The organism is Vibrio sp. TRT 21S02, assembly GCF_050113675.1.
Classification (GTDB): Bacteria; Pseudomonadota; Gammaproteobacteria; order Enterobacterales; family Vibrionaceae; genus Vibrio.
In genome coordinates this window covers 187,269-213,218 of the sequence record NZ_JBNJOI010000005.1, presented here as the reverse complement: position 1 = coordinate 213,218, position 25,950 = coordinate 187,269, and the positions used below count along the sequence as shown (strand labels likewise).

The following is a 25,950-nucleotide window of genomic DNA, read 5'->3' as shown; positions in this document are numbered from 1 at the left end:
AAGAATAAATTTTTTAAAATAAATAAAATTGATTTGATATAGGTTCCATATTTTGTAGAGTAATGAATCTACAAATATAGTTTTATGGGTTAGGTTCTCACTTTAAATTAACTTTTAAATTATTGTTTCTATACTGACATATTAAGAACAGCTTAATTTAGTGTTTTTATTATTAATGTCAGATTAAAAGTTGATTATTTTATTATCGTTAGAACAATTAATTTAAAAACACTATTAATTAAAAGTAATTTCAAAAAGAGAAGATATACAGGCTTACTTGCTAAATTGTTGCCGATATTGTGTTGGAGAAACACCAACAACACGGCGAAAGTGGTGGCGCATTGTGACGGCATTTTCAAAGCCAGTACGCTGCGCAAGTCGTTCCATATTTTGCTCAGCACTTTCAAGTAACCCTTTTGCTTGTTCAATTCGTTGGAGAGTCAGCCACTCTTTGGCTGAGAGATCAAAACTTGCTCTGAATTTTCGATCAAATGTACGTCGCGACATATTGGCTTGTGTGGCGAGCTGATCGATGGATATTGGTTGATCTAAATGACTTAATGCCCATTCGAGCGCTTGTGAAAACTGATTGGGGATTTCTAATATAGGGGAGTCGACAAACTGAGCTTGTCCACCATTGCGGTGGCCAGAGACAACTAACCTTTTTGCCACTTGATTGGCGACGTGGTAACCGAAGTCGTGCCGGATCACTGCCAGCCCAAGATCTAACGCTGAAGCACTGCCGGCAGAGCAACCTATCTTTCCATCAAAAACATACAGCACGTTAGCGGTATAGCTAACTTGAGGAAAACGCTGTCTAAATTTGTCTTCGAACATCCAATGTGTTGTCGCGTTTCGATGATTAATTAACCCTAATTCAGCAAGCAAAAATGCACCTGAGCAAAATGAGAGGATGCGTTTGTTTTGCAATGCAAAGTGCTTAACCTGCTCTCGAATACGGTTTGGGATGGGGTAACGTTCCGTCGGCCAACTCGGAATCACCAAGGTATCGTACGGCGCTAATGACTCAACAAACTGCGTATTAAGGCATATTTGCCCTGTACTATTGATGGCGCAATCTTCGAGGTTAACCACATCGGTTTGGTACCAAGGGTTAAATTCTGGCCGTGGCAGAGCAAACAACTCGACGGCGCAGGCAAGCTCAAACAGTGACACGTGACGGTGACTTAAAATTGCTACTCGATGCATGACCTCTCCTTGGTTAGCTCTTCCAGTTTTGATGTTCGATATGACATTCTTCAATTTGGCTTGATATTAACGAACCTTGTCTAATAAGCCAATTTTTGAGCAAAGGAAATGTGTCCAAACTGGTTACAAAGGCATCAAGGAAAGGAAGGACATGATGAGTGCAGTTACTCGGATACCTGCTGCTAGCAGTGAAGAAGCACACGCCCATTTCTCGGCTTTACTACGTTTTGAAACGGATTGTTGGGATGTACACCATGCGTTGAATAATGGGCAACAAGATTTTGTGTTAGTTGATGTTCGTGGGGAGGCGTTATTTCAACAAGGACATATTGAGGGGGCCGTGAATATTCCCCACCCAAGATTAAATGAGAAGACATTAGCAGGTTACCCCAAGGAGACCATGTTTGTTGTTTACTGCGCCGGACCTCACTGTAATGGTACGGAGAAAGCGGCAATCCGATTGGCAAAGTTACAAAGGCCAGTAAAAAAGATGATTGGCGGTATCACAGGGTGGTTGGATGAAGGCTTTGAGCTTAAAAGTGAGGCAGTGAAAGCGAAATGAATATCGGTATCTATATTTATGATGGTGCCGAGGTGCTCGATTTTTCGGGACCATTTGAAGTTTTCAGTACGGCAAAACGGTTGGCGGGAAAGGATTGGAACATCAGTTTAGTTGCACAGAGCTGGCAACCCATTGCTGCACGGGGTGGTTTTCAAGTTATACCTCATCAAGATTTTAGCAATCATGAACAGTATGATTTATTGCTAATATCAGGAGGCGAACATCACGCGCAATTAGAAAATCAACAAGTGCTTCATTGGCTGAAAATGCAAGCCGAGCGAGTGACATATTTAGCGTCGGTTTGTACAGGGGGATTCTTACTTGCCGAAGCTGGGTTATTAGATGGCCTTCAAGTGACTACCCACTGGGAAGATTTAGCTGATCTCGAATCGCGATATCCTGCTCTTGATGTGATAGCAAATCAGCGCTGGGTCGAGCAGGGTAATGTGCTGACTTCTGGGGGCATATCTGCTGGCATCGATATGAGCCTTGGTTTGGTCGGTAAACTGGCGTCTTGGCCACTGGCCCAACAAACAGCGAAGCAAATGGAATATGTGTGGAGTAAGAACCGATAGTCGTTTTCATGAAATGTTAATCTTTTGAACAATAGAATGTTATTAGTTAAAAGACCGTTTACTTAAGTGTAAAAATAGCTCCTGTAAAAAGGAGCTATATCATGGTTGCTCGTCAATTATTTAATATCATTATTACAAAATTTAATGCATTAGTATTAATTTCGTATTTATTTTTAATTATTTTGGAGGTGCTTCTATATATAAATCCATAATGCCAACTTTGATATTGAACTAGTACATGAGATATACCAATCATCATGATAATAGTTTGTTATATTTTATTGTAAGATTATTATTGTATTTTATTTGAAATATATTAATTTTGAATGAAACGTGCAATGAAACTATAAGTTAGGCTTATTTTTTGTCATTGTTACGTTGGCCTTGTTTATTTGGCACTTCATATACCCAGGCGTTCGAACCGTTGCCTTCTACTCTAATAACACGGTTTGGATGGCCAATAAAACCTAATATTGAAGATTCACCAAAGGTGAAGGTTGCCGGGTAATTTTTGCCTTCTATTTCAAAATAGCCAGACCAACTTCGAATACCATGATTTTGAAAAACGCTAAATTTAATCACGATATTAATGCTGGAGTTATTTGGTAGATCGAGTGTGAGTTTATCTCCTTTTTTTAATGTTCTGAATTTATCTATATCTTTGATTTTAATTGCTTTAATGTTGTTAATGAGAGGGCTGTGTGGTTTGATTTTATCCAGTTCTGGCGTTGTGTGGATGTCTTGCCAAGCATGCCCTATAGATTCAGGTGTTCGTTGTTTTTCTATTGCTGCTCGCTCTGTTTTGTTAAGTTCATCAATTGTTGGACTTGGGAGTGTTTGTGTATTAATTGAGCTTACTTTAGAAGTGTTTTCTTCATTAGTTGTTTTATTAACATCGGTAGATTGTTTTTCTTTTGTTTTAATACTGGTATCTGGTCCAATTATTTTTGCATTAAAGATAAATACGAAAGTAATGATAATTAAAAAAATAAACAGTATTGAAATGGATGGGCGGTACTTCAATTATATTTCCTCATCGATATATTGGTGATGCGAACAATATACGAATAACTTTATGAAATAAATTGAATGAATTGATCTTGGTTCCATTTTTTATGGGGTGATAGTTATGCAAATAAGCTTTCGTGAATTGAGATCTTATTTTGATTTATTTTTATTAACTATTGTTTTTGTTCTGACATATCTGTATTTCTTAATTGAATTCTAATATTGTCAATTTTCGGTGAAAATAATTAGATGTTTATTACTTTTTATAATAAGACTATTAATTTTAAATTAATAGTCGTGAGGCGCTTATATTATGAGGTTTCTTAATAAGTGTTATTGTTATTTCTATAGAAAAATGAAGACAGTAAAGTAAAAACATAGGGGATAGCCAAATAGCACTCTTGTTAGAACAATCATTTAAGCTAGTTGTTTACTGTAATAGGGAAGAAATCGGGTGTTGGAGCTGCTAATCGGCTCCATCTTTTGTCTTCTTAGCAAGTGAGTTGCTCACGCATCCTGTGCTAAAAGTCCGTTAGTTTCAGAAAACCGGCTAAGTCTTGAATAAATTGATAACTGAATTGTCGCGTGATTGTTTATGATGGTAGCAAATAATAACTTGCGGTTGGTTTTATGTTTTCTGAATGGTTTACCACACCAGCGCTGATTGCTGCCTTTCTGATTTTTCTCGGCTCATTTGTCCAGACAGCAATCGGGTTTGGTTTGGCGATTGTGGCTGCTCCTTTGCTTATTCTGATCTCTCCTAGTTATGTGCCGGCACCCATTTGTCTGGTGGCCTTGTTTATTTCGATCCTTAATGCACTCAAACATCGCGCCAGTGTCTCTATTGGTGGGTTAAAAATGGCGTTGATCGGTCGAGTCCCAGGTTCTATCGCGGGTGGGGTACTATTAGTCATGGTGTCGACCGATGTATTGGCTCTATGGTTGGGTGTATTAGTGCTGTTTGCCGTTGTCGTGAGCTTGTTACCATTTCGAATTGAACTGACGCCAACGCGGATGGGGGTAGCCGGTTTCTTCTCTGGTTTCTTTGGTACGAGCAGCGCTATCGGTGGACCGCCAATGGCATTGTTACTGCAACATCAAGAAGCGAATCAACTTCGTGGCAATTTATCGGCATTCTTTGTTTTCAGCTCAATCATTTCACTGATCATTCAAATCCCGGCGGGATACTTTACGTTACACCATCTTTGGATCAGTGTTCCTTTACTGCCAGCCGCTTGGTTAGGGTATAAGTTGGCTCGTGTGACGACGCATTCACTTCCCAAGGAGAAAATACGTACGGGGGCCCTCCTGTTATGTTCAATCAGTGGTGCGACGGCAGTATGGCAAGGGCTACAACTGTAGCTTTATTATTGTTCTTTTAAGTCGCGGTATCGCATGACTTTGTTAAGATAAGCCATTGTTCATATTAGGTTAAGGGAAGATCATGATACTGGAAGTTGCAATATTGGATGTAAAGCCAGCTCAGGAAGAGGCATTTGAGCAAAACTTTGCTAAGGCGCAGAGTATTATTTCCGGGATGCAAGGGTATGTTTCTCATCAACTTCAACGTTGTATGGAAACGCCTAATCGATATATTTTATTAGTGAATTGGGAAACATTGGCAGATCACGAACAAGGCTTTCGTCAGTCAGCTCAATATCAGGAATGGAAAAAACTTTTACACCATTTTTACGATCCATTCCCGAACGTAGAGCATTATGAGCGGGTTTTCTAAGGAGATACAATGCGTACATTAGGTAATATTATTTGGTTCCTGTTTGGCGGTGTCATCATGGGGCTATTGTGGTGGTTTTTCGGCTTGCTGGCTTTTATTAGCATCATTGGTATTCCATGGGGCCGAGCGTGCTTCGTGATGGGGAATTTTTCTTTCTTCCCATTTGGTCAGGAAGCGATTGGACGTGACGAGCTGACTAATGAGTCAGATATTGGTACCAGCCCGCTAGGATTCATTGGTAACGTTATTTGGTTCTTACTTGCAGGTATTTGGTTGGCAATTGGCCACATCATGTCTGCGGTTGCATGCTTTGTAACCATCATTGGTATTCCATTTGCGTTGCAGCATTTGAAACTGGCGTACATCTCTTTAGCGCCGATCGGTAAAACTGTCGTTTCAAAAGAAGAAGCGGCCGCTGCACGTTTTATGAATAATCGTTAAGAGCAAAACTTACCTCACCAAAAAAGCACTGGTTCTCCCTAGTGCTTTTTTATTATCTCGTGTTGTTCCATCCTTCATTTTTCTCATATAACCTGTATCAAAAATGATACTGGTGTTTCATTGTTGATAATACCAAAGAGTGTACGTGTCGACAGATACAGGCACCAAGTCGGTATGAATACGAAAGAAATAGAAATATTCTTCATATGTGCGCAATTATTATGATGCGCTGCACGGTTATATTGTCACTATTGATTTACTTGTCACTAATGCGAGAATTTCATTAAATAATTGTAAATTGCCTCAATATCTCACTGCGTTATTTATGCTCTTACCCTGATTTTACTTTGTTCATCTCCTTAACTTATATATGAGCTGCCCAGCGTACTTTTCGGTGGTGGGAAGGTCATGTGTTTTTAAAAACTGTGGACATGACAGTTTTTCTTAAATGCCCCTCCTGCAACTGTTTCGCAATCTTCTGGGTAACTTTTTTTAGCATGACGCTTATTACGCGTTCGGTTAGCCAATAAACTCGAGGAAGATGAAATGAACTTTTCACGACGCGCCTGTCGTCAGTTGTTACTCGTTACTGTTTTAACCTCTCCTTATGCCATTGCTGAGCAAGCACTCAACACAGAAAACCCTTATCAGTGGTATATCGGAGGAAAAGTTGGAGCTGCATATTTCCAAGACGGATGTGAAGCTTGGTCGCTAAGCTGTGATCGCCATTCGGTTGCCGGAGGTGTATATGCGGGTTATCAGTTTTTACCATGGTTAAGTGTGGAAGGCGGATATACGTACTTAGGGGAAGCGGTCGCAGATTATCGCAGTGGTACTTCTGAAGGTACCATGTATTCCTATGACCTTTTTGCAAAAGCTTCTTACCCGTTGACGGAGCGTTGGTCCATATTTTCAAAAATAGGTGCGGTACGCTGGGATGCTGAAGTCTCTCATCCACTTCAATCACGCAGTGCTGATGGTGTGGATTTAGGCGTTGGTGCTGGTTTGAGTTATCGATTAGGCTCAGATTGGCAAGCGCAAATCGAATACCAGTTTATTGATGGTGTTGGTGATGAATGGGTTGGTCAGTCGGATCATCATCAAGTCACCTTTGGTCTGGCGTATCTGTTTGGCACACAAGAAGCTGTTGAACGTCATCAAGAATATGAGCCGACGATTCCTGATGAAGTGCCGCCTGAACCTATGCCGACAACCGTGGTTAAGTCTCATCAGACTGTGGTCGATACATCCTTATTTGCCTTTGACAGCAGTGAACTGGCTCAGACTGGTCCACTTGAAGAAGTACGTGATCTGTTGCTTCGTTATCCTCAGTCTAACGTGAGCATTGCAGGCTTTACCGATAGTGTCGGTAGTGCTAGCTATAACCAACAATTGTCAGAACGACGCGCTCAGGCCATTGCCAACTACTTTATTGAATCAGGTATTACGAGTGACCGTATTACGGCGATTGGCCGTGGAGAAGCGGCTCCAGTTGCTGATAACCAGACTGCGGAAGGCAGAGCCATGAATCGCCGCGTCGAAATTGTGATCCCAGAATTTGTCGTTTCACAACAAGCGGAGGATGTGCAATGAAGCTTTCGTATGTTTTTCCGGTAATTGCGCTGGGTATTTTGCAAGGTTGTGGCAACGGTGATGATGGTTTTCCTACTGACCCAGCTGGGGGAAATCATGCGCCTGAAGCTCAGAACCTTGAGATTCATAGTGCACTGGCTGATCTGTTTATTCCCGGTTTACCGGTAATATTGAGCGGAAATTACTACGATGCAGAGGGTGATGAAGGTGATACGCACCTTTTCACTTGGCTGCGCAATGGCAATAAAATTTCCGGAGCGGATAGCTACAAGTACACGCTAACTAAAGCGGATGCGAATGTCACCATTTCTGCTTGTGTGACACCGAGAGCCAAAACTGGCGTACGAGAAGGACAACAGGCCTGTACCGAAATTGAAGTGGTGAGTGAGATTGACTTGACGGATGCGCCAACAGCGGTTGTCACCATTGACGATACAACAGTCCCGTTTGTTGGAGAAGAGATCCGTTCATCTTATAGCTACAGTTCTCCAGTATCGGCCAATGAAGGGCAATCCCTCTTTCTATGGGTTGAGTTAACGGATAACTTCCCAACGGTACAACAGTGTGCCACTGGCGCGAATCAAGATTGTATCTTGCCAGTGCCTGATGCGCTAAATGGCAAAGTGATCGAATCGTGTGTGATCCCCGTGGATGAAAATAATCTTCCGGGTCCGTTAGTGTGTGACAAAACGTTAGGGGGGGGCATCGCATTAACGGGTGAGCTGCAATATCGCAAAGACTTGAAAGCCGATGTCTTTGGCCTACCATCTGGCTCTACATTTCACTGGAAAATGGACTTGAGTAATGATGATGGCCCGCAAGGCAATCTAACATATGCTGATCAAAGTACTGGTGCCGTCGATGGAGCCTTGTTTACCACTCAGTTTAATGTGGGCTCAATCGAGGCATTAAAAGATGAGCAATATTATATGGATGTGAATGGCAATGGCATTGTTGATGACCATGACTGGCAGTACGCCGGTGATTTAGCAATACCAGCGGCACGCGAGTACATTGGTAAAGATGTTCAGTTTTGTGTGGACATGCCAGCAGGCTATACTCCAGCCCAGAAATGTCAGCTTGCATCCGAAACGCAAGCCTCTGATGGCACTCTATGTAGTGATGCAACAGCGTGTGTTGTCGGTGGGGTGTATTATGACAGTCAGGTAGGTATCACCGCTCGCGGTGTGGAGCCAACCCGAGCCGTTACGATTGAAGAACCACACGATGTGGTTGAAATTGCCGCACCGACAACGTTCCACCGTCCGATTTCAATGGCCGAGTATGAGATGAGAGACGTATTGGCTTTAGGAAATCTTCCCGAGCCAGATAGCACCACGATGCAAACAGGCATCGACTGGGTAATGTACCGAAATGGTGTGCCATCGAATATGGCGGGTTCTTCGAAAGCACTGGATTTTTGCTCTAACTTAACCAGTGCGGACGCAGACAACTGGTCGCTACCTGTGACCAGTGATAGTTTCAATACTGACAGTCACGCTGGTTCAAATGGAGGTAATGCGGCGCCAACTGGGCTTGGACAAAACCTTGATACGTTTGCCGATGCGGTGATATCTGGTGGTGCAAGCCGTGATGGTGTTTCATTCACATGGGGCTGGCCGGTCGATAATCAGTACAATAGTGCAACTGCGGCAAAATCGGGGACACATCGTCCGGTGAGTTTAAATACTGGTGCAGCTCAAGGGTATGTGAGCGATTCAGCCGTATTAATGACAACATGTGCTAAGTAGACCACTAACTAACGGGTACATACTGTACCCGTTATTACTTTCACCAGTACCATTCCCATCTATTTTCGTAAACATTCCATCTCATTCTCTTATGTGACTCAATAAACAATGCCACCTTGAAAAGAGGAAACTCTTGATATCCACCTAGAGTTTTTGCTTGCTGCCAGTTTAGCAATGTCGTCTTTGATGCTTAAATTAAGGTATCAATTATTTAGGAAACAACCAGTTTATGGAGCAAGCGCCTTCATCCTTACCTGACAAACGACGATCTTTAGCTTTACTGGTTGCGATTGCACTGGGTTCGTCAGTGATAACAGCGGCAAGCTATCATTATTGGCAACAGAATCGGCAAACACAACGACAAGTGACAGAGCAGCAAATTGAGTCTGCGGTCATGGCGATTCAAAGTGGTGATGTTGCAGAAGGGGCGTTGACACTGGCTCGCGTGGATTTTTCTGAGCCAGATCTTGCTTATCTTCAACCTTTGGCTGATCGCTGGTCTTCTCGCTTAATCCCCGCGGAACAAGTATTGGATTATTTAAAGCCTTATCAGATTTACTCGTGGGGCTCGCGCTTTTTCTATCTTCCAGAGCAAGGAACAGCCCATTTTTTACCGGAGCGACAGGTTGTGACTTACACCCATGATGACATGGGTGACACACTTTATGTGTTGAGTCTCGATAGCCAGCAGCAATTGTGGCTTAGTATTTATCGAACGCGTGACCTCACTCTTGAAGTGGAGTATCCGTTAGATGACATTGCAATGGAGGCCCCGACATTTATTGCTTTGGCAGAGAATGACAGCGTGTTTTTAAGTGCGCATCGGGAGCAACAGGGTCAGCGCAATCAATACCCAGATTTTTTCAAGGTGACACCAACCGGACTTGAACCCATGATCCGTTGGGAAGCGCAGTCGCCTAGTCAGCTTTATGCCTCAGAACAGTGCGATAGCGCGATCACGATCCAACAGAACAAAATTCACTTTCATCAGCTGTCGTATGAATTATTAACGGGCAATCTGCCGAAGGACTTTTATGACATTGGTCATGGGCCGGTACCCAGTGAAGCAGAGCTACGAAAAGCGCTGCAGGCACAAATTGATACGCAAGGGTTGATATACATTAAAGATGATGAAGGGATCTCGCTTTATAACCGCAATGTCGAGTTTGTTGGTCAATGGGTCGCCGATGGCTTAACGGATTGGTGCAGCCGAGATCAGTCGACGGAGGTACTTCGATTGCCTCAGGTACTGGCATTTGAATCTCAGTGGAAAACCACGGTTGAATCTATTACACCCCAACAAGATTATGCGATGGAGCGGCTACAACGTGCGACACCGGCTGAGTTGTTGTCATTGGCCAAAAACGCACATTGGGACTTAATGGGGTGGGGTATCGCTGGTGCCCACTTGTTAGTGGACGCGATATTAACGCAAAGTTCACCGGACAAGCCATGGCCAAAAGAAGCGGATAACCTGCGCAGAGCACGAGAGGTTTGGGCGTCGCGAACTGCAACCGGAGTGGTGCTGGGTGGTTATCAACTAATGAGTGCTCAAACTGCGAAACTGACGTATTGTTTGCTGGATGAGAAACAGGACCAGATCCAGGCGTGCCATTCGCAAGTCGTATATACAGACATGCTTGATAGCAGCTTACTGTCGCCAAGTGGGCGTTGGATATTAATGCTATATGTAGGTTCAGGAGGGCAACGGCTGACGTTAATGGAATCAAACACCATGCAGGTCAAAGTTACGCAAGAGATGCCTTACCTGTATGTTAACAGCAAGAGTCATATCGCATTTAGTCCGGATGAAAGCCACTTTGCATTGTTTGATGATGAATCGGTGTATCTCTACCAGTATCACTCTGGCAAGCTCCAATTAGCGCAACAATTTAATACCGAGTTGTATGATTCAGGTTACGATCAGAGTGAGCCACTGAGTGGTGGTTTTGTTGATGATTCGCAAAATAAAAGCCTTGTTTTTGTTGGAAATGATCGCCTGCTTTACCGGGAAAAAGACGATAGGGTGATCCTCCGAAACATACAAACAGGGCTTAGGTATTGGCAAGCAACATTGAACCTAAGTGATTATGGAGAAAGTGCGCTTTACTTCTTGCTGGATGAAGACAATGATCAAGTTGCGCTTTACACGGCTGGAGGGGTGCAGCTACTGCAATTAAGTACGGGCTACCCGCTAACACCATTTACGTATTTTATTGATATTGAGCCTCAGGATTATCTCAGTGATGATGTTTACTATCACTCGATTCAAGTTAGCTTTGAAGGTAAGACTCTAGTCGTCGCGATTGGTGCGCTAAAGCATATTTTAGAAACGCCAGCACGTTTTACGCCACTAACCAAAGAAGAGATAAAACGGATAACGCAGCTTAATACGCCTTAATCCCATATTCGCGCAGTTTAGCGGGGAGTACCTCGTCCAGATGAGCAATCTCTTCGGGGTAAATCTCAATTAAAGCAAATTGGTGCTCTTGGTAAATGGACTTCAGGTCGGCGATGGTTTTTGGATCACTTGGGCCGTGGTCATCGCCCCAATATTGAAGGTAGACTTTGCCTGTTGGCAAATAAAAGTCACTGAGTACATCTTGTTCGATTGGCAGTTGTCGATCGTATGCGTGAGCCACCCCGTTCATGTAGAGCCAATTATCGATGATCAGCTCACCAGTTGAGCGAACATAATGGCCATCAAGTGTACGATGTTTCGCTTCGAATTTTTGGCGAAAACTAGAGAGAGACTTATCGGTTGCATGAGCCTCGGAATCTTGGCCGAGAAACTCAATCACCGACTGTTTTAGCCGTTTATTGCGTACAATAGAATCATGCCAGACTACAAATTGATTGTTGCTGGCTTTATCTTCACGTTGGTAAGCACCAACTTTCAGCCCTGCCTTTGTTACCTCCCAGCCTTGTTCTACTTTTATTATCCATCCGAGCTCACTGAGCAATTGATTCACTTTTTTCGCGGCGAGCTGGAAACGTTCACCAATTTGGGTAGCGCTCAGGGTTTTCCCGCTGGTGGCCTCCATATCAATTAAGAGGTTTGTCGGCCAGACAATGAATTGGCCAAATTTAGCGTGGGAGGCATATTCACCACCAAATTTAACCCCCAATTCCGTCAGCACCCAATGTTCAGCATCCCGGTTAATATATCCAGCGGTTTTTAAGTCTGTGAATAGCTGCTTTGCTTCGATATCACGCAGCTTTGCAAGCGCTGTAGTGGATAATTTATCGGCCATAATTCTCTCCTAATGATGCTCTATTGTGGTGAGGGATCTGGATAGAATCAATCATTTAAATCCGGATTTCAGAGTTGTATCGGTTAGGATGAAGAGCAACAAAAAGGAGGCTGATGCCTCCTTTGTCGGTTATTTTTTGGGGAGAACGTTAATTTTAAGTGCTTTATCGATATCGATAGATTTTGCGAGTTGTTGGATATCGGTAGCGGTTACCGCTTTTAACGCGTCGGTATATTTTGTTTCGTTTTCAACCAAATCAGCTTGTGATTGCGCTACAGTCGATAGGTTCGACCAATATTGGTTGTATTGCTGATTATGGGCCAAAGACTCCAGTATTGGTTTTTTCAATTGTTCCACTTCTTCTGGTGTGAGCGTGGTAGCCTGAAGTGATCGCCAGATTTTTTTATAAGCCTGTTCGACAGCCGCAACATTTTCTGTATTTGTATTACTGTTTAGGCTGATATAACCGAAGTCGGCAAACCAATTTGATTGGTTGATGCCAGCCCACGGACTATACGACACTCCCATCTCTTCCCGAACGATCTTGTCGAGTTTTGTTTGCAAAGCTCGTGCTAATACGGTGTATTTGACGTTGAGTTCAGGGTGTCGTCCGTCTGGAATTGGCCAATAGGCGGCGACAACGGCTTTGTCGGCCTCACCAGTATGGAACAGAGTCACGGTCTTCTTTTTGATTGGCCCCATGGTGACTGAATATGGTTTTGCTGGTGCTTGCGCTGTGATGCTCAATGCACCAAAGGTGCTGGATACCGCTTCAATGGCTTGCTCGGTTGTGATATCTCCTACCAATGAGATTTCAACAGGTCCTGCGTAAATAGCTTGCTCAAGTAAGGGTTTTAAATCCTTAACATTGAACTGATTTAATTGTTCAACGGTTGGCATTGTCCAGCGAGCATCTTGATTGAAAAGGTACGCTGACAAGTAATTGTTTAGTACCGCATTGGGGTCATTTTGAGAACCTGCAAGTTGGTTTTGGTATTGACGAATTCCAGAATCCCAAGCTTCTTGACGGAAACCATTATCGGTATACAGTGCTGCATAGACTCGTAGCTGGTCTAGAACATCCGCGGAATCCAGCACTATCTTACTGATGTTGTGGAAATCGCCCATTGCGAGATCGAGCCCCATAGAGCGACCAGTAAATAAATCCTGCAATTGATTAATGTTGTGCTGCTGCATGCCACTCATTGCGACAGCCACGCCAAATATCGCTGACAGAGGGGCATTTTCGTTGCTTAAACCAAGGCGTCCATTACCGAAGTTAATGTTCAGATAAACTGTATTTGGTTCGATGTCCGTTGGTTTAATATTGAGTCGTACGCCATTATCGAATTGGTATCGCTGAATATCCCCAAATTGAGTGGGTGGCAATGGTACTGCTTTACCTGCAGGGCCAAAGTCTGTGTATGCGAACGCTGTGGCCTGCTTAGACTCATAAGGGTTTACCGCAACTTTTTGCTCGGCTTGATAGGCCAGAATCAGTTGCTGATTGATGTCTTCAGGTGCTTGACGATCAGCAAGGTAGATCCGCGCATTCTTGTTTGTCCATTGTTGTTGGAAAGTTTGGTTAATCGCATCTTGTGTGAATAGCGGTCGCGCTTCTTTGAACATCTTTTGGTATGTCATTGCTGATATTAAGGGCTCTTTCGAATCCAATGCATTGACAACGCGATCCGATAAAACGGAATTGTTGGTATAGCTTGACTGCTCTATATCCACTTGAAGATTGTGTTCGATGATTTTGATCTGGCGGTCGATTTCTTGTTGGCTAAAGCCGTAAGTGGTTGCTTGTTTCAACAATCGTTGAATGGTTTGTAAACCATGACGCCATTCCCCTTGCTCTGTTTCGACAGAGATATTTCGAATGCTTACCACATCGGATTCTGTTGACAGTGAGGCGCTTAGGTCACGAAGCTTACCATCACTTTGGTTAACGAATTGTTCGAGCCGATAGTTCAGTGCTCTGATGCCGATATATTCTTTGAGGAATTCAATATGCTCGGCTTTTGAATAAGGTTTGTCTTCTTCTGGTGCAATGAAATTGAGCCCAACGGAAGCAGATTGGTTTTTGGGACTAATATTGGCGTAAGCTTCGGTTTTATTGGGTAGTGAGTAGGTCACCGTTGGGTCAACGATTTCATGCGAGCTTGACTTGGTTTTCCAACTGGCAAAGTACTTATCAATTTTCTGCTCAAGCTGTTTGTCTTTGATATTGCCGGATATCACCAGTGTCGTGTTCTCTGGCGTATAGTAATTTTGGTAATACGCTTTTAAGGCTGCCTGATCGATTTGATTAATGGCTTCTTTTGTACCAATAGGTAACCGTTGATACACATTGGTGTCACCAAGTAAGTACTGGATTCTTGACAGGCTGCTACGAAAATCATGGCTGTTTCGTACTCTACGTTCAGCTTGGATCACCCCACGCTCGCGTTTAATCGCTTTCGGTGCGAGTGTCAGTTCAGAGGCAGTCTCACGAAGTAAAAACAGCGCCGTATCAATTGCTTCAGGTGTTGCATTTGGTAGATCAAGCTCATAAGAGGTATAACCCAGACTGGTGGTGGCATTGGTATCCGCCCCAAAAGCAAGGCCATGCTTCTCCAGCATCGGAATCATAGCGCCTTCCGCGACATGAGTAGAACCGTTAAATGCCATGTGCTCTAAGAAGTGCGCAAGTCCGGGATAATCTTTAGGGTCTTGAAAAGAGCCTGCATCAATAAACATTTGTATCGAGAGGCCTTGTTTTGGTAAGTGGTTTTCGGTCATAACCACCCGCATACCATTACTCAGCATGGAGACTTTAAATTGATCGTCGACCGGAATGTCACTGCTGGGGTACCAGAGTGAATTGAGAGAGGGTGCCGACAGCGCTGTGAACGACCAGCTAGCAAGCAAAAATACAGCGGCAGGCTTAATGATGTGTTTAAACATAAGTATTATTTCTTGTAGTTAATTATCATTTATAAAATTGATAGATAACAAAACTATCGTTTGGTTCCATAGAAGTCGAGCTTTTTTCTTTTGGCATTTATAAAGGGAATAAATAACAGATGTGGAATGACACGAGGAGTGATGAAGCTAAGTAATGCCTTACTTGAGGAAGAGAAACGGAGGCGATGCCTCCGTTTATGTAAAGGAAAGAGCGTTAATCTGTGAACAACTGACCATCGACCATCACGCCAGCGGTTTGATAGTGCGAGGTTAAAATCGTCGCTGCAGCGGTGGCCCCCATTTTGAGGTGACCAAGATTATTTAATTTTAGTGCTTGGGCTGGATAGGTTGAAGCCATTTTTAACGCTTCTGCTTCTTCAATTCCCCAAGATATAACATTCGCCACGGACTCATCCATGCCGATATGAGCACCAGCGAGGCTGCCATTGGCATTAACAAGTTTGTTGTCGATGACAGAAATGATCTCACCGTCTAATTCGAAATGAGGGCTATCACTGCCTACTGTTGCCATGGCATCGGTCACGATGATTAATTGACCCTTCGGTTTGGCTTTGTGTGCCAACAGGACACTTTGCGGGTGTACATGAATACCATCAGTAATGATGGAGCACCAAGCGCTGTCTTGGCTAAGTGCGCTACCGACTACGCCGGGCTCTCTGCCTTCAAACGCAGACATCGCATTAAAGAGGTGAGTATATCCGTCAAGGCAATGCAGTTTCTCTTGGGTCAGTTGTTGGGTTGTTGCATTGCTGTGGCCACAGGAAAGATGAATACCATGCTCTTTTAACCACCTCATTGCATTGAGTGTGTTTTTCTCGGGAGCCAGTGTGACTAATGTGCTGCCTTTTTTTAACCACGGCATGGCTTCAAGCTGCTCAACATTAGGGGCGTAGAAACGTGCTTCGTCATGGGCCCCTTTTTTGTCAGGGTTGAGCCAAGGTCCTTCTAAATGAACACCGAGTACGCCGGGAATACCGAGTTCGATTGCTCTCTCGGTATTGTTTAATGCGTGGTTAAGTTGAGTTGGTGCTTCACTGATCAAAGTGGGTAGTAGATAGGCGGTGCCGTGGCGGCGGTGCGCTTTACAGATCGCATCGATTGCTTCAACGCTGGTGTCGCTATTAAACATCACGCCACCACCGCCATTAACTTGAAGATCAATGAAACCCGGAGCGATCAGCGCATCGTCAAAGTGTTGGTGTTCGGCATGAGGCGGAACGTCTAAAATGGGGACGATTGCTTCGATCTGACCTTTGCTCCAAAGTAGAGCAGAGTCGATATGGTAGTGCTCTCCGTCAAAAATCCTAGGGGCAGAGATTGCTTTCAACATCTTAGTTACTCCTGAAACTGCTGCGCGGCACCATATAAACAGGCATCATAATCACCTTTAGCTCGGATAATGGGTACCTGAAATACGGCGGGCTTTTGTGAGATATGGTGTTCGACACGTTGTAAGTAGCGTTTAGCAAGCCCGATCCCTCCGCCTAATACCACTACGTCCAGATCCAGCGACGCTTTGAGGTTACAACATAAGGTGGCAATTGCGGCGGCGCTTTGACAAATTAAGTGATCGGCAGCGAGATCTTTTTCTGCCAATTCGAACAGCTCAATATTGGAGATTGTTTCATCGAACACTTCGAGAGCGGCTTTGTGAATAGCCGTGCCCGAAGCCATCGCTTCAACACAGCCTCGTTGGCCGCAGCCACATTCAGGACCAGAAAGGCTAAGTACCGTATGGCCAACATGTCCCGCTAAATTATTTGCGCCTTTCAGCAATTTCCCATCAAGGACAATGCCGCCGCCGACACCAGTTGAGACAGTAATGTAAGCAATATTTTGATAGCGATTCTGTAGCTGGCGATATTCAAACCATGCAGCGGCTTGTGCGTCGTTGAGCATTTCAACAGGCTTTTGGGTAATGGCGTTTAATGCGGTATGCAGAGGGAAGGGAGTAGGAAAGTCTAGTGTATCAGGGTTGATTGCACTGATGCCCTCTGGCGTGACTAACCCAGTGGTCGAGATGCCAATATTGTCGACCACTTCGAGCCAGTCTTGGCAGTGTTCGAGAATTTCTTCCGCAAATATGATGGTGTTGGTTGCAATTGGTGTCGCGAGTTGGCGACGGCTTCTCATTTTTCCATCTTCAAATAATCCGAGTGCGATCTTCGTGCCGCCGATATCAATAGCGAGAGTATGCATTAGTGAGCTCCTGCGGCTTGAGTGGCTGAGTTAAACCATTGAGTGACGACTTCTAGTCGAGTAAGAGCAGAGCCGACGGTGACGGCAACGGCACCATGTCGAATTGCTTCAGCAGCCAATTCGGGGGTGTTGTAACGGCCTTCCGCCATGGTAAAGAAACCTGCATCAGCAAATTGCTTGACGAGCTGAAGATCTGGCTCCGTTGGCTCTGGGCCACCTACATAGCCAGAAAGGGTTGAGCCAATAATGTCGACACCACTTAAGTTCGCCCACGCACCATCTTCAAAGCAGCTGCAGTCAGCCATCGCAAAACAGCCTGATTGTTGGATTGCAGTAACAATCACGTCTCTCGGCTCTGGGCGAGGTCGATTGGTTGCGTCAAAAGCAATAATGGTTGCTCCTGCGTTAGCGAGTGCTTGAACATCGGTAATGAAAGGGGAGATCCGTACATCACTGTCTTCCAAATCGTGTTTTACAATACCAATTACCGGAATAGTGACCGCCTGCGTAACCGCGCGAACGTTTAAGACTCCTTCGATTCTAAGAGCTTTTGCACCGGCTTGCTGCGCGGCAAGGGCCATGGCCACGATAAACTCCGTTTTCTCCAAAGGGCTCCCAGTAACAGGTTGAATAGATACGACGGTTTGACCTGCAAGTGACTTTCTTAAGTCATTAATATTTAAATAATTATTCTTCACATTGAGCCTCTTTTAAATGGGCCTTCCAGTCGGGTAAGGCTTAAAGCTGGCCTGACGTTATAGCAAGCTATTTACTGCTTTTAACGATAAAGGCTGGCGAATATTTGTACGTGATCACATTTCATTACCACATGGTTTGAAAATAATCTTCATGGGCATAATAATCCAAAACGAAGATTTTTTTCAAATTAAATAAAAAATTTTTCGTATAACGTGAAATACAGATAAATAAAGGGAACATTATGAAAGCCATAAACAAAATTACGCTTGCATTGCTGACTGTTGGATTTGCTGTTTCAGCTCAAGCTGCAACCACTTTAAAAATGGGGATGCAGGCATCAGTAGGCTCGGTTGAATATACCTCTGCGAAGATGATGGCAGACACCGTTGAGCAGATGAGTAATGGTGAACTGAAAATTGCAATTTACCCAAGTGCACAATTGGGTGATGACCGCGCCATGCTGCAACAATTGAGCTTAGGTGATCTGGATATTACGTATGCGGAGTTTGGTCGTATGGGGCTTTGGATTCCGCGAGCAGAAGCGGTGACCTTACCTTATGTTGCCCGCGATTTTGACCATTTACGTCGTATGTTCGATTCTGACTTTGGGCAGGGCGTTCGCGATGAAATGCTGAAGAAGTTTAACTGGCGCGCATTGGACACTTGGTACAATGGTACGCGTGAAACCACGTCGAACCGTCCGCTAAACAGCATCAAAGATTTCAAAGGTTTGAAACTGCGTGTACCAAATGCCAAACCAAACCTAAATTACGCCAAACTTTCAGGGGCATCACCAACACCAATGGCATTCTCTGAAGTTTACCTAGCACTTCAAACCAATGCGGTTGATGGTCAGGAAAACCCATTGCCAACAATTAAGACCATGAAGTTTTACGAAGTTCAGAGCAACCTTGCTATGACGAATCACATCGTGAACGACCAAATGGTGATCATTTCAGAAACGACATGGCAGAAATTGTCTGACAAAGAACGCGATGTCATCAACAAAGCCGTTCATAAAGCCGGTGAGGCACATACTGCTTCAGTGAAAAAACAAGAGCAAGAGTTGGTGTCGTTCTTTAAAGAGCAAGGGGTGAACGTTACTTATCCTGACTTAGCACCGTTCCGCGATGCCATGGCGCCACTGTATAAAGAATTTGAAGACAAAATTGGTGAGCCAATCGTGAAGAAATTGGCTGCAATGTAATTCAATTCCATTCTCTCGGCTGGCCAATATTGGCCAGCCTTGGAGCTTAAGATGTTACGTAAGATTTATGATAATTTTGAAGAGATCCTAACGGTGCCATTAATGGCGGCTTTGCTGGTTGTCCTTACTTGGCAAATTGGAACCCGTTGGTTATTAAATGATCCTTCCCTCTGGAGCGAAGAGCTTGCTCGCGTTCTATTCATGTATATGTCGTTAATTGGATGTGCGATTGCGGTGAAACGCAGTACGCACGTCAACATCACTTTCTTTTCTGACAAACTGCCAGAAAAACTTCGCCTTGCATTGGTGCTTTCATTGGAAGCGGCGGTACTCGTTTCTATTGTTGCGATTATCTATCTCGGATATCAGCACGTACAGAGAACCGCATTTTTTGAGCTGATCACCTTAGGGATCTCAAGCCAATGGATGAACTACAGCCTGCCGCTGGGTGGGGTATTTATGTTGCTCCGTCAGGCAGAAAAAATGTGGGGTATTGCCAAGCAGTGGCATCACTGCGGTAAAACATCGGATTCATCATCACAGGTTGCCCAGCGCTAAGGAGTTGTCATGGCAGGTTCAATATTTGGCTGGCTAGCGCTGCTATTTGCAGGGATGCCAGTGGGTTTCTCACTCATTTTTGTTGCTCTGGTCTTTTTGTTACTCACGCAAAGTACAGGCATTAACTTTGCCGCTCAGCAAATGCTGGGGGGTATCAATAACTTTACGCTACTAGCGGTTCCATTTTTCGTACTAACTGGGCACTTAATGAACAGTGCCGGTATTACTGAACGTATTTTCAATTTTGCTAAATCTATGGTCGGCCATATCACAGGCAGCTTAGGTCATGTAAACATCATGGCAAGCCTTCTGTTTTCTGGTATGTCAGGCTCTGCACTGGCAGATGCCGGTGGCTTAGGGCAGTTGGAAATTAAATCAATGCGCGATGCCAAATACCATGATGACTTTGCTGGTGGTTTAACCGCAGCGTCTTGCATCATTGGCCCGTTGGTTCCACCTTCAGTTCCATTGGTTATTTATGGTGTGGTGTCTAATACATCCATCGGGGCGTTGTTCCTTGCTGGCGCGATTCCAGGGCTGCTTTGCTGTGTCGCATTGATGGTTATGAGCTACTTCATATGTAAAAAACGTGGCTACATGACGCTGCCTAAAGCGACGCGCGGTGAGCAGTTCAAATCGTTTAAAGAAGCGTTTCTTTCATTGCTCACGCCTGTGATCATTATTGGTGGTATTTTTTCAGGTAAGTTCACCCCAACAGAAGCGGCGGTCGTCTCTTCACTCTACGCACTGTTTTTAGGTACGGTCGTGTACAAGCAACTGACTTTTTCAGGCTTTGTCGACATCCTAAAAGAAACAGTCAACACCACCGCAGTTGTTGCTTTGATGGTGATGGGTGTAACCGTATTTGGTTGGATTGTCGCACGTGAACAGCTACCGCAAATGCTGGCTGATTACTTCCTCACAATCAGTGAAAACCCATTGGTATTGCTGCTACTCATCAACCTATTGTTGCTTTTCCTTGGAACCTTCATTGAGTCGCTCGCCTTACTACTACTGTTAGTGCCATTTTTGGTCCCGGTTGCGGGTGCGGTTGGCATTGACCCGGTTCACTTCGGTGTGATGGCTATCTTGAACTTGATGATTGGCATTCTTACACCACCAATGGGTATGGCGCTTTATGTGGTTTCTCGTGTTGGAGATATTCCATTCCATACATTGACCCGCGGTGTTATCCCGCTGCTGGTTCCATTATTCATCGTACTCATTTTAGTTGCTGTTTTCCCTCAATTTACGCTACTGCTTCCTGAGCTAATGCTGGGTTACGGACAATAATTTACAGGTGGCCAACAACGTTGGTCACCCCTTATCGCAGGACAAAAAAATGCAAAAACTAACAGGCTTGATCGCTGCACCTCACACGCCTTTTGATCGCAATAATAACGTCAACCTTGCCGTGATTGATCAGATTGCACAATTGCTGATCGAGCAAGGTGTGAAAGGGGCTTACATTTGCGGTACAACCGGTGAAGGGATCCACTGTAGCGTCGAAGAGCGCAAAGCAATCGCAGAACGCTGGGTTAAAGCCAGCAATGGTAAATTGGATTTAATTGTACACACCGGAGCGTTGAGCATTGTCGATACGTTAGAACTCACGCGTCATGCTGAAACGCTCGATATTCTTGCTACATCGGCCATTGGTCCATGCTTCTTTAAACCCGGCAGTGTGGATGATTTGGTTGAGTATTGCGCTCAGATCGCAGCAGCAGCGCCTTCCAAAGGCTTTTACTACTATCACTCAGGAATGTCGGGGGTAAATCTCGATTTGGAGCAGTTCCTGATCAAAGGTGAACAACGTATCCCGAATTTATTGGGCGCCAAATTCAACAACATGGATCTGTATGAATATCAGCGTTGTGTGCGGGTTGCCAATGGTAAGTTTGATGTTCCGTTTGGTGTGGATGAATTTCTACCTGCAGGTTTAGCCGTCGGAGCCGTTGGCGCTGTCGGCAGTACATACAATTATGCCGCTCCTCTGTATTTGAAGATCATTGATGCTTTCCATGCCGGCGACCACGCATTAGTCGCCTCTTTGATGGATAAAGTTATCGCCATTATTCGCGTGCTTGTAGCGTACGGCGGTGTCGCTGCGGGTAAAGCGGCGATGCAGCTGCATGGGATTGATGTTGGTGACCCGAGAACTCCAATTCGTGCATTAACCGCAGAGCAAAAAGAAGACGTACTCACCAAGTTACGTGACGCAGATTTTCTGTAACTAGGAGGCAAGATGAAAGGGATATATTTACCTTTAATGACACCATTTGACCACCAAGGGAATATCGAATTTGGTAAGTTAGCTGCGATGTTTGAACACCACCTGAATCAAGGTGTACATGGCTTTTATATCGGTGGTAGCTCATCAGAATGTTTTATGATGAGCTTGGGTGAGCGTAAAGATGTGCTCAAAGCGATTGCAGAGATCAATGGTGGGCGAGTGCCACTTATTGCTCATGTTGGTGCTATTTCGCTATTTGAAACCAAACAACTGGCAGACGTTGCAAGTGATTGGGGCTATCAGGTAATTTCAGCGACGCCGCCTTTCTACTACGGCTTTTCTAAATCAGAAATCGAGTATTATTATCGTGAACTCAGTGCATACTCCGCACTGCCGTTGTTGCTCTATAACATTCCGGGCACGACAGGGGTGAATTTTTCGCACAGTGAATTACTTGAGCTGTCATCAATGCCTAATGTGATTGGGATTAAACATACCACGACCGATATGTTCTTTATTGAGCGTTTACGCAATGCCGATGCAAACCAAGTCATTTTTCACGGTGAAGACACCATGTTGGTCAATGGGCTACAAATGGGAGCAAGTGGTGGTATCGGTAGCACGTATAACCTGATGTCTGGCCAGTATGTCGCTATATATAATGCGATGGAACAGGGCCGACTTGAAGAAGCGATGCATCTTCAACATCAGGTGAATCGAGTCACGGAGCAACTACTGGATTGTGGGTTATATCAAAGCATCAAATTTGCCATGACAGAACTGGGTGTTGATTACGGGGTGTGCCGAGAGCCGTTTTTACCGCTGAGCCAAACCCATAAGCAAAAGTTTGAAAAAATATTGGAAAATATTCACTTTTGCTAATGATAAAAGCCGTCTTACCAGTATCAAAGTGTCAATGAGTTTGATACTTTTAGCACACATTCGAGAGTCATAAGGGGCCAGAGTGAGCTCGCGTAAAAATTTATTGGTTCGATTAAGGTCGAACATTGAACCTCTCAGTAAAAAATTGCGTATTGTCGCAGACTATATTCTGGAAAATGCCAATGACGTGCAGTTCCAGACCATCACCGACTTAGCACGCAATACGGAAACCAGTGAGGCAACCGTTGTACGCCTATGTCGTGATTTAGGGTACAAAGGCTATTCCGATTTTCGTATGGCGCTGGCAGTAGACTTAAGCCAAAACGCGGGTCAACAAGCACAAAATATCGAAGGTGATATTTGCGAAGTGTCTGCTCAAAGTGCGGTAGCCAGTTTGCAAGATACGGCTAAATTGATTGATCGTAAGTCGCTGCAACGCATTTGTGAGTTGGTCCATAACGCGAGTTACATCAGTTGTTTGGGGATTGGTGCTTCCAGTATTGTCGGTCGCTACCTAGCGTATCGTCTGCTGCGCATTGGTAAGAAAGTGACCATGTTTGAAGATACCCACATGGCAGCCATGAATGCAGTAAAAAGCAGCGAAGGCGATCTATGGTTCGTGGTTTCCAGCTCTGGTTCGACGAAGGAAGTGCTCCACGCAGCGACCCAAGCTTCAAAGCGCAGTACCCCTGTTGTAGCTTTAACCAATATCAGTCATAGCCCACTAACGTCAGTCTCTACTGAGCTTTTAGTGGCTGCTAGGCCAGAAGGCCCACTGACTGGAGGGGCGTTTGCCTCAAAGGTAGGTGCGTTGCTTTTGGTGGATGTCTTAGTCAATAACTTGCTAGAACAATACCCGCAATATTCTGAAGCGGTGGTAGAGACTGCGGAAGTGGTGATGCCACTCATGGGCTAAGTTACTGGTGGAAATTAAAAAGCCTGTCTTTCGACAGGCTTTTTTTGTGCGCTAAAACGTATTGAGTACTACCTGATTGCGGCCCAACCCTTTTGCTTGGAAGAGTGCTTTATCTGCCCGGCCGATAGTAGCATGCTGACTATCTTCTGCTGATGTAATTCCGATGCTGATGGTGAATTTTACTTCTTCGCTCTCGTGTTCAATGATCGCTTTCTCTGCCAAGTGGCGCAGCATCTCACACTGTTCATAGGCATCGTTTTCATCATTCGCATGAAATAACACACAGAACTCCTCGCCGCCGTAGCGAGCCAAACTCAGTGCGCCTGGTTTGGTGAAACATTTCTGCATCAGATCAGCAGTATGTAGGATCACGTGATCACCGCACTGATGACCATGGTTGTCATTAATGCGTTTAAAGTGGTCAATATCAATCAGAGCAAAATAGACTTGCTCAGTATGCAAGTGTTGTTCAAGCACATCACGTATTGTTAGCTTATTATCGAGATGGGTCATGACGTCTTTGGAGCGAAGCTGCTTATGAAGCAAAAGATTAGATAAGGCCACTTCGGAATAGTTACGAACCATAGTTAAAATGCTTCGATAGGTTGGGAATATCGCCTTCATGTAAAGCACGGCGATCAATCGGTCATTATCGAATAAAGGGATAGAGTAGTGGCGTCCCTTTACTTTTAATGTTTTGGCCAGTGGGTCTGCATCCTGTTTGCCAAGGTAGTTAAAGCTGTGTGGTGTGAAGCGTTTGGCTAAGTCTGGGTTAGTCAGCACAACCTTGGTATTACCGTGGTAGTCAACCGTGCTGAAGTGGCCATAATCGGCATCATAAAGACAAAACTGAATGCCATCATGATGGCAAAAACGGTCAAGAATTGTTTTTAAATGAAGTTTAAAATCCGCAACGTTCTCTTTTTGGTTCAACATAACTAAGGACAAGTTGAGTTGATAAGTAAGGTAGTTAAACACCACCGCAAGGAACAATAGAGACGCAATCACAATGGCGGTCAATGAAAACTGATAAGACGTTGCGAGAATATCAGAGCGATCCGTGCCAGAAATAAATACCCAGTTAAGCTGATTGTCTGCATCAAAAGCTGAAATCTTGAACTGATCTTTGTAATAGTACTCTTGGGTACCAAACTTACGACCTGAATCAACCAGTTCGCTGATCCCACCATGGTAACTGATGGAAGGTGTCCCGATTCGTTCAGGATTTGGGTGGAATACCAAACGTCCCGTGGTTTTATCGACCACAAATACATATCCGTGATTGAGTGTTTTTAACCCTCGCATATTTTGTGTTGCGTGGAATAAGTCAAACTCAATCCATATTTGGTACATGGAATCTGGTGTATAACGAACAGCAACCGCCCAATCTCCAGGTTGCTTTTCGTAAATAGAAGAGAGCTCTAATTTTGGAGAAAGCTTTGACAGAGAATTCCAGACTACAGAATTTAATGTATCGGAATTTAAGGGTTGATTGGCCATCGACTGTATTTTTTGTTTTGTTTTGTCGAAATAGTAAATATCCGAATAAACTGAAGTGTGCTTGAGAAAGCGTTGTGCCGTCGTAACAAAATCGGAATAATTTTCACTTTCATCCAGTAAATAAAGCTTGCTGGCGGCAGCTTCAATTTGGGCAGAAATTAACTGTGAAGATGTTTTTAAGTTGGCGAAAGATTGCTGATACGCATTTTGTTCTGAAGACTTAAATTGTTGGTAAGCGAGATATACCATTCCGACAACAAGCAATATCAAATATGGCTTAAGAATGCGGAGTAGTATTTTAGGTAATGCCATGATTGGAGCCAACTGTATGATTTATAGTAGTTGGTCGCGTATCTTAAACTTGTTCGTCATGCACATCAAATTATATTAGTCCAGAGTTAATAGTACATAAAATTAACAAATTGGACTCTACGTCTATATTGGGGCGGGAAAAAACAAACTATTACCACTATTATTGCGATGAACTACAAGTTTATATTCTATGTTTATGTCGTATGGGTTATAAATCAGTCTTTTGTATAGAGAATATTAATTGATATTATTGATAAATGAGCTTAATTGACTATTAAATCGCCATTTTTCGTCTCAATAGTGACAATTTACAGTTCAGCCAGATGTTTAATTTGAGGTTTGTGTC

The 25,950-nt window shown here is 44.1% G+C and carries 22 protein-coding genes; 14 read left to right on the top strand and 8 right to left on the bottom strand.

Annotated elements, in window-relative coordinates; genetic code table 11:
- Positions 1-273: 273 nt before the first annotated feature.
- Entirely contained in the window at positions 274-1,209 is a 936-nt protein-coding gene (locus ACQEXU_RS08715; protein ID WP_427010494.1) for a helix-turn-helix domain-containing protein, read from the bottom strand.
- 151 nt (positions 1,210-1,360) lie between these two features.
- Between ACQEXU_RS08715 and ACQEXU_RS08710 the strand changes: the two genes are divergently transcribed.
- The gene (locus ACQEXU_RS08710) at positions 1,361-1,771 is read left to right on the top strand and encodes a rhodanese-like domain-containing protein (RefSeq protein WP_427010493.1); all 411 of its coding nucleotides are present in this window, start codon (positions 1,361-1,363) and stop codon (positions 1,769-1,771) included.
- Positions 1,768-2,346: a DJ-1/PfpI family protein gene (locus tag ACQEXU_RS08705; RefSeq protein ID WP_427010492.1), complete on the top strand. Its 579-nt coding sequence runs from the start codon at positions 1,768-1,770 to the stop codon at positions 2,344-2,346. Before ACQEXU_RS08710 ends, ACQEXU_RS08705 begins: the two co-directional genes overlap by 4 nt.
- A 357-nt stretch (positions 2,347-2,703) precedes the next feature.
- Here ACQEXU_RS08705 and ACQEXU_RS08700 read toward each other — a convergent pair whose 3' ends face one another.
- Positions 2,704-3,369 carry a hypothetical protein gene (locus tag ACQEXU_RS08700; RefSeq protein ID WP_427010491.1) on the bottom strand — a complete coding sequence of 222 codons (666 nt, stop codon included), beginning with the start codon at positions 3,367-3,369 and terminating at the stop codon, positions 2,704-2,706.
- A 615-nt stretch (positions 3,370-3,984) separates the two neighbouring features.
- Here ACQEXU_RS08700 and ACQEXU_RS08695 point away from each other — a divergent pair.
- From ACQEXU_RS08695 to ACQEXU_RS08670, 6 genes are all read left to right on the top strand, one after another.
- Entirely contained in the window at positions 3,985-4,716 is a 732-nt protein-coding gene (locus ACQEXU_RS08695) for a sulfite exporter TauE/SafE family protein (protein WP_427010490.1), read from the top strand.
- Between the two features lie 82 nt (positions 4,717-4,798).
- Positions 4,799-5,089: an antibiotic biosynthesis monooxygenase family protein gene (locus tag ACQEXU_RS08690; protein ID WP_427010489.1), complete on the top strand. Its 291-nt coding sequence runs from the start codon at positions 4,799-4,801 to the stop codon at positions 5,087-5,089.
- 9 nt (positions 5,090-5,098) lie between these two features.
- Positions 5,099-5,530: a YccF domain-containing protein gene (locus ACQEXU_RS08685; protein WP_367989273.1), complete on the top strand. Its 432-nt coding sequence runs from the start codon at positions 5,099-5,101 to the stop codon at positions 5,528-5,530.
- Positions 5,531-6,076: 546 nt separating this feature from the next.
- Complete coding sequence (locus ACQEXU_RS08680) at positions 6,077-7,123, top strand: OmpA family protein (RefSeq protein ID WP_427010488.1); 1,047 nt, start codon at positions 6,077-6,079, stop codon at positions 7,121-7,123.
- Positions 7,120-8,874 (top strand): hypothetical protein, encoded by a 1,755-nt coding sequence (locus tag ACQEXU_RS08675; protein WP_427010487.1) that lies wholly within the window; start codon positions 7,120-7,122, stop codon positions 8,872-8,874. Before ACQEXU_RS08680 ends, ACQEXU_RS08675 begins: the two co-directional genes overlap by 4 nt.
- Before the next feature lie 229 nt (positions 8,875-9,103).
- Positions 9,104-11,275, top strand: a complete 2,172-nt coding sequence (locus ACQEXU_RS08670; protein WP_427010486.1) for a hypothetical protein — start codon at positions 9,104-9,106, stop codon at positions 11,273-11,275.
- On the opposite strand, the gene ACQEXU_RS08665 is transcribed toward ACQEXU_RS08670, so the two are convergent.
- The 5 genes from ACQEXU_RS08665 to ACQEXU_RS08645 form a co-directional block, all read right to left on the bottom strand.
- On the bottom strand, positions 11,262-12,128 hold the full coding sequence (locus ACQEXU_RS08665; RefSeq protein WP_427010485.1) for a glycerol kinase: 867 nt from the start codon (positions 12,126-12,128) through the stop codon (positions 11,262-11,264). The genes ACQEXU_RS08670 and ACQEXU_RS08665 overlap by 14 nt on opposite strands.
- Before the next feature lie 129 nt (positions 12,129-12,257).
- Entirely contained in the window at positions 12,258-15,077 is a 2,820-nt protein-coding gene (locus tag ACQEXU_RS08660; protein WP_427010484.1) for a M16 family metallopeptidase, read from the bottom strand.
- A 214-nt stretch (positions 15,078-15,291) separates the two neighbouring features.
- Positions 15,292-16,428 carry an N-acetylglucosamine-6-phosphate deacetylase gene (gene nagA, locus ACQEXU_RS08655; RefSeq protein ID WP_427010483.1) on the bottom strand — a complete coding sequence of 379 codons (1,137 nt, stop codon included), beginning with the start codon at positions 16,426-16,428 and terminating at the stop codon, positions 15,292-15,294.
- A 5-nt stretch (positions 16,429-16,433) separates the two neighbouring features.
- The gene (locus ACQEXU_RS08650) at positions 16,434-17,297 is read right to left on the bottom strand and encodes an N-acetylmannosamine kinase (protein WP_427010482.1); all 864 of its coding nucleotides are present in this window, start codon (positions 17,295-17,297) and stop codon (positions 16,434-16,436) included.
- On the bottom strand, positions 17,297-17,995 hold the full coding sequence (locus ACQEXU_RS08645; protein ID WP_367989281.1) for a putative N-acetylmannosamine-6-phosphate 2-epimerase: 699 nt from the start codon (positions 17,993-17,995) through the stop codon (positions 17,297-17,299). The genes ACQEXU_RS08650 and ACQEXU_RS08645 overlap by 1 nt, the downstream gene beginning before the upstream one ends.
- 242 nt (positions 17,996-18,237) lie before the next feature.
- On the opposite strand from ACQEXU_RS08645, the gene ACQEXU_RS08640 reads away from it, so the two are divergent.
- From ACQEXU_RS08640 to ACQEXU_RS08615, 6 genes are all read left to right on the top strand, one after another.
- Positions 18,238-19,203: a sialic acid TRAP transporter substrate-binding protein SiaP gene (locus tag ACQEXU_RS08640; protein ID WP_367989282.1), complete on the top strand. Its 966-nt coding sequence runs from the start codon at positions 18,238-18,240 to the stop codon at positions 19,201-19,203.
- A gap of 39 nt (positions 19,204-19,242) precedes the next feature.
- Positions 19,243-19,761, top strand: a complete 519-nt coding sequence (locus ACQEXU_RS08635) for a TRAP transporter small permease (protein ID WP_427010481.1) — start codon at positions 19,243-19,245, stop codon at positions 19,759-19,761.
- 9 nt (positions 19,762-19,770) lie between these two features.
- Positions 19,771-21,054, top strand: coding sequence for a sialic acid TRAP transporter large permease SiaM (siaM, locus tag ACQEXU_RS08630; protein WP_367989284.1), 1,284 nt, complete (start codon positions 19,771-19,773; stop codon positions 21,052-21,054).
- Between the two features lie 49 nt (positions 21,055-21,103).
- On the top strand, positions 21,104-21,994 hold the full coding sequence (locus ACQEXU_RS08625; protein WP_427010480.1) for a dihydrodipicolinate synthase family protein: 891 nt from the start codon (positions 21,104-21,106) through the stop codon (positions 21,992-21,994).
- A gap of 12 nt (positions 21,995-22,006) precedes the next feature.
- Entirely contained in the window at positions 22,007-22,876 is an 870-nt protein-coding gene (locus ACQEXU_RS08620) for an N-acetylneuraminate lyase (protein WP_427010479.1), read from the top strand.
- Between the two features lie 82 nt (positions 22,877-22,958).
- A complete protein-coding gene (locus tag ACQEXU_RS08615; protein WP_427010478.1) occupies positions 22,959-23,792 on the top strand; it encodes a MurR/RpiR family transcriptional regulator in 834 nt (277 codons plus the stop codon).
- Positions 23,793-23,843: 51 nt separating this feature from the next.
- Here ACQEXU_RS08615 and ACQEXU_RS08610 read toward each other — a convergent pair whose 3' ends face one another.
- Positions 23,844-25,604, bottom strand: a complete 1,761-nt coding sequence (locus tag ACQEXU_RS08610) for a sensor domain-containing diguanylate cyclase (protein ID WP_427010477.1) — start codon at positions 25,602-25,604, stop codon at positions 23,844-23,846.
- Positions 25,605-25,950: the final 346 nt, after the last annotated feature.

Coding starts and splice junctions, on each gene's coding strand:
- ACQEXU_RS08665 (WP_427010485.1), bottom strand. CDS start 12,128: ATGGCCGATAAATTATCCACTACAGCGCTTGCAAAGCTGCGTGATATC.
- ACQEXU_RS08690 (WP_427010489.1), top strand. CDS start 4,799: ATGATACTGGAAGTTGCAATATTGGATGTAAAGCCAGCTCAGGAAGAG.
- ACQEXU_RS08660 (WP_427010484.1), bottom strand. CDS start 15,077: ATGTTTAAACACATCATTAAGCCTGCCGCTGTATTTTTGCTTGCTAGC.
- ACQEXU_RS08670 (WP_427010486.1), top strand. CDS start 9,104: ATGGAGCAAGCGCCTTCATCCTTACCTGACAAACGACGATCTTTAGCT.
- ACQEXU_RS08680 (WP_427010488.1), top strand. CDS start 6,077: ATGAACTTTTCACGACGCGCCTGTCGTCAGTTGTTACTCGTTACTGTT.
- ACQEXU_RS08620 (WP_427010479.1), top strand. CDS start 22,007: ATGAAAGGGATATATTTACCTTTAATGACACCATTTGACCACCAAGGG.
- siaM (WP_367989284.1), top strand. CDS start 19,771: ATGGCAGGTTCAATATTTGGCTGGCTAGCGCTGCTATTTGCAGGGATG.
- nagA (WP_427010483.1), bottom strand. CDS start 16,428: ATGTTGAAAGCAATCTCTGCCCCTAGGATTTTTGACGGAGAGCACTAC.
- ACQEXU_RS08695 (WP_427010490.1), top strand. CDS start 3,985: ATGTTTTCTGAATGGTTTACCACACCAGCGCTGATTGCTGCCTTTCTG.
- ACQEXU_RS08650 (WP_427010482.1), bottom strand. CDS start 17,297: ATGCATACTCTCGCTATTGATATCGGCGGCACGAAGATCGCACTCGGA.
- ACQEXU_RS08610 (WP_427010477.1), bottom strand. CDS start 25,604: ATGGCATTACCTAAAATACTACTCCGCATTCTTAAGCCATATTTGATA.
- ACQEXU_RS08710 (WP_427010493.1), top strand. CDS start 1,361: ATGATGAGTGCAGTTACTCGGATACCTGCTGCTAGCAGTGAAGAAGCA.
- ACQEXU_RS08675 (WP_427010487.1), top strand. CDS start 7,120: ATGAAGCTTTCGTATGTTTTTCCGGTAATTGCGCTGGGTATTTTGCAA.
- ACQEXU_RS08640 (WP_367989282.1), top strand. CDS start 18,238: ATGAAAGCCATAAACAAAATTACGCTTGCATTGCTGACTGTTGGATTT.
- ACQEXU_RS08685 (WP_367989273.1), top strand. CDS start 5,099: ATGCGTACATTAGGTAATATTATTTGGTTCCTGTTTGGCGGTGTCATC.
- ACQEXU_RS08705 (WP_427010492.1), top strand. CDS start 1,768: ATGAATATCGGTATCTATATTTATGATGGTGCCGAGGTGCTCGATTTT.
- ACQEXU_RS08625 (WP_427010480.1), top strand. CDS start 21,104: ATGCAAAAACTAACAGGCTTGATCGCTGCACCTCACACGCCTTTTGAT.
- ACQEXU_RS08715 (WP_427010494.1), bottom strand. CDS start 1,209: ATGCATCGAGTAGCAATTTTAAGTCACCGTCACGTGTCACTGTTTGAG.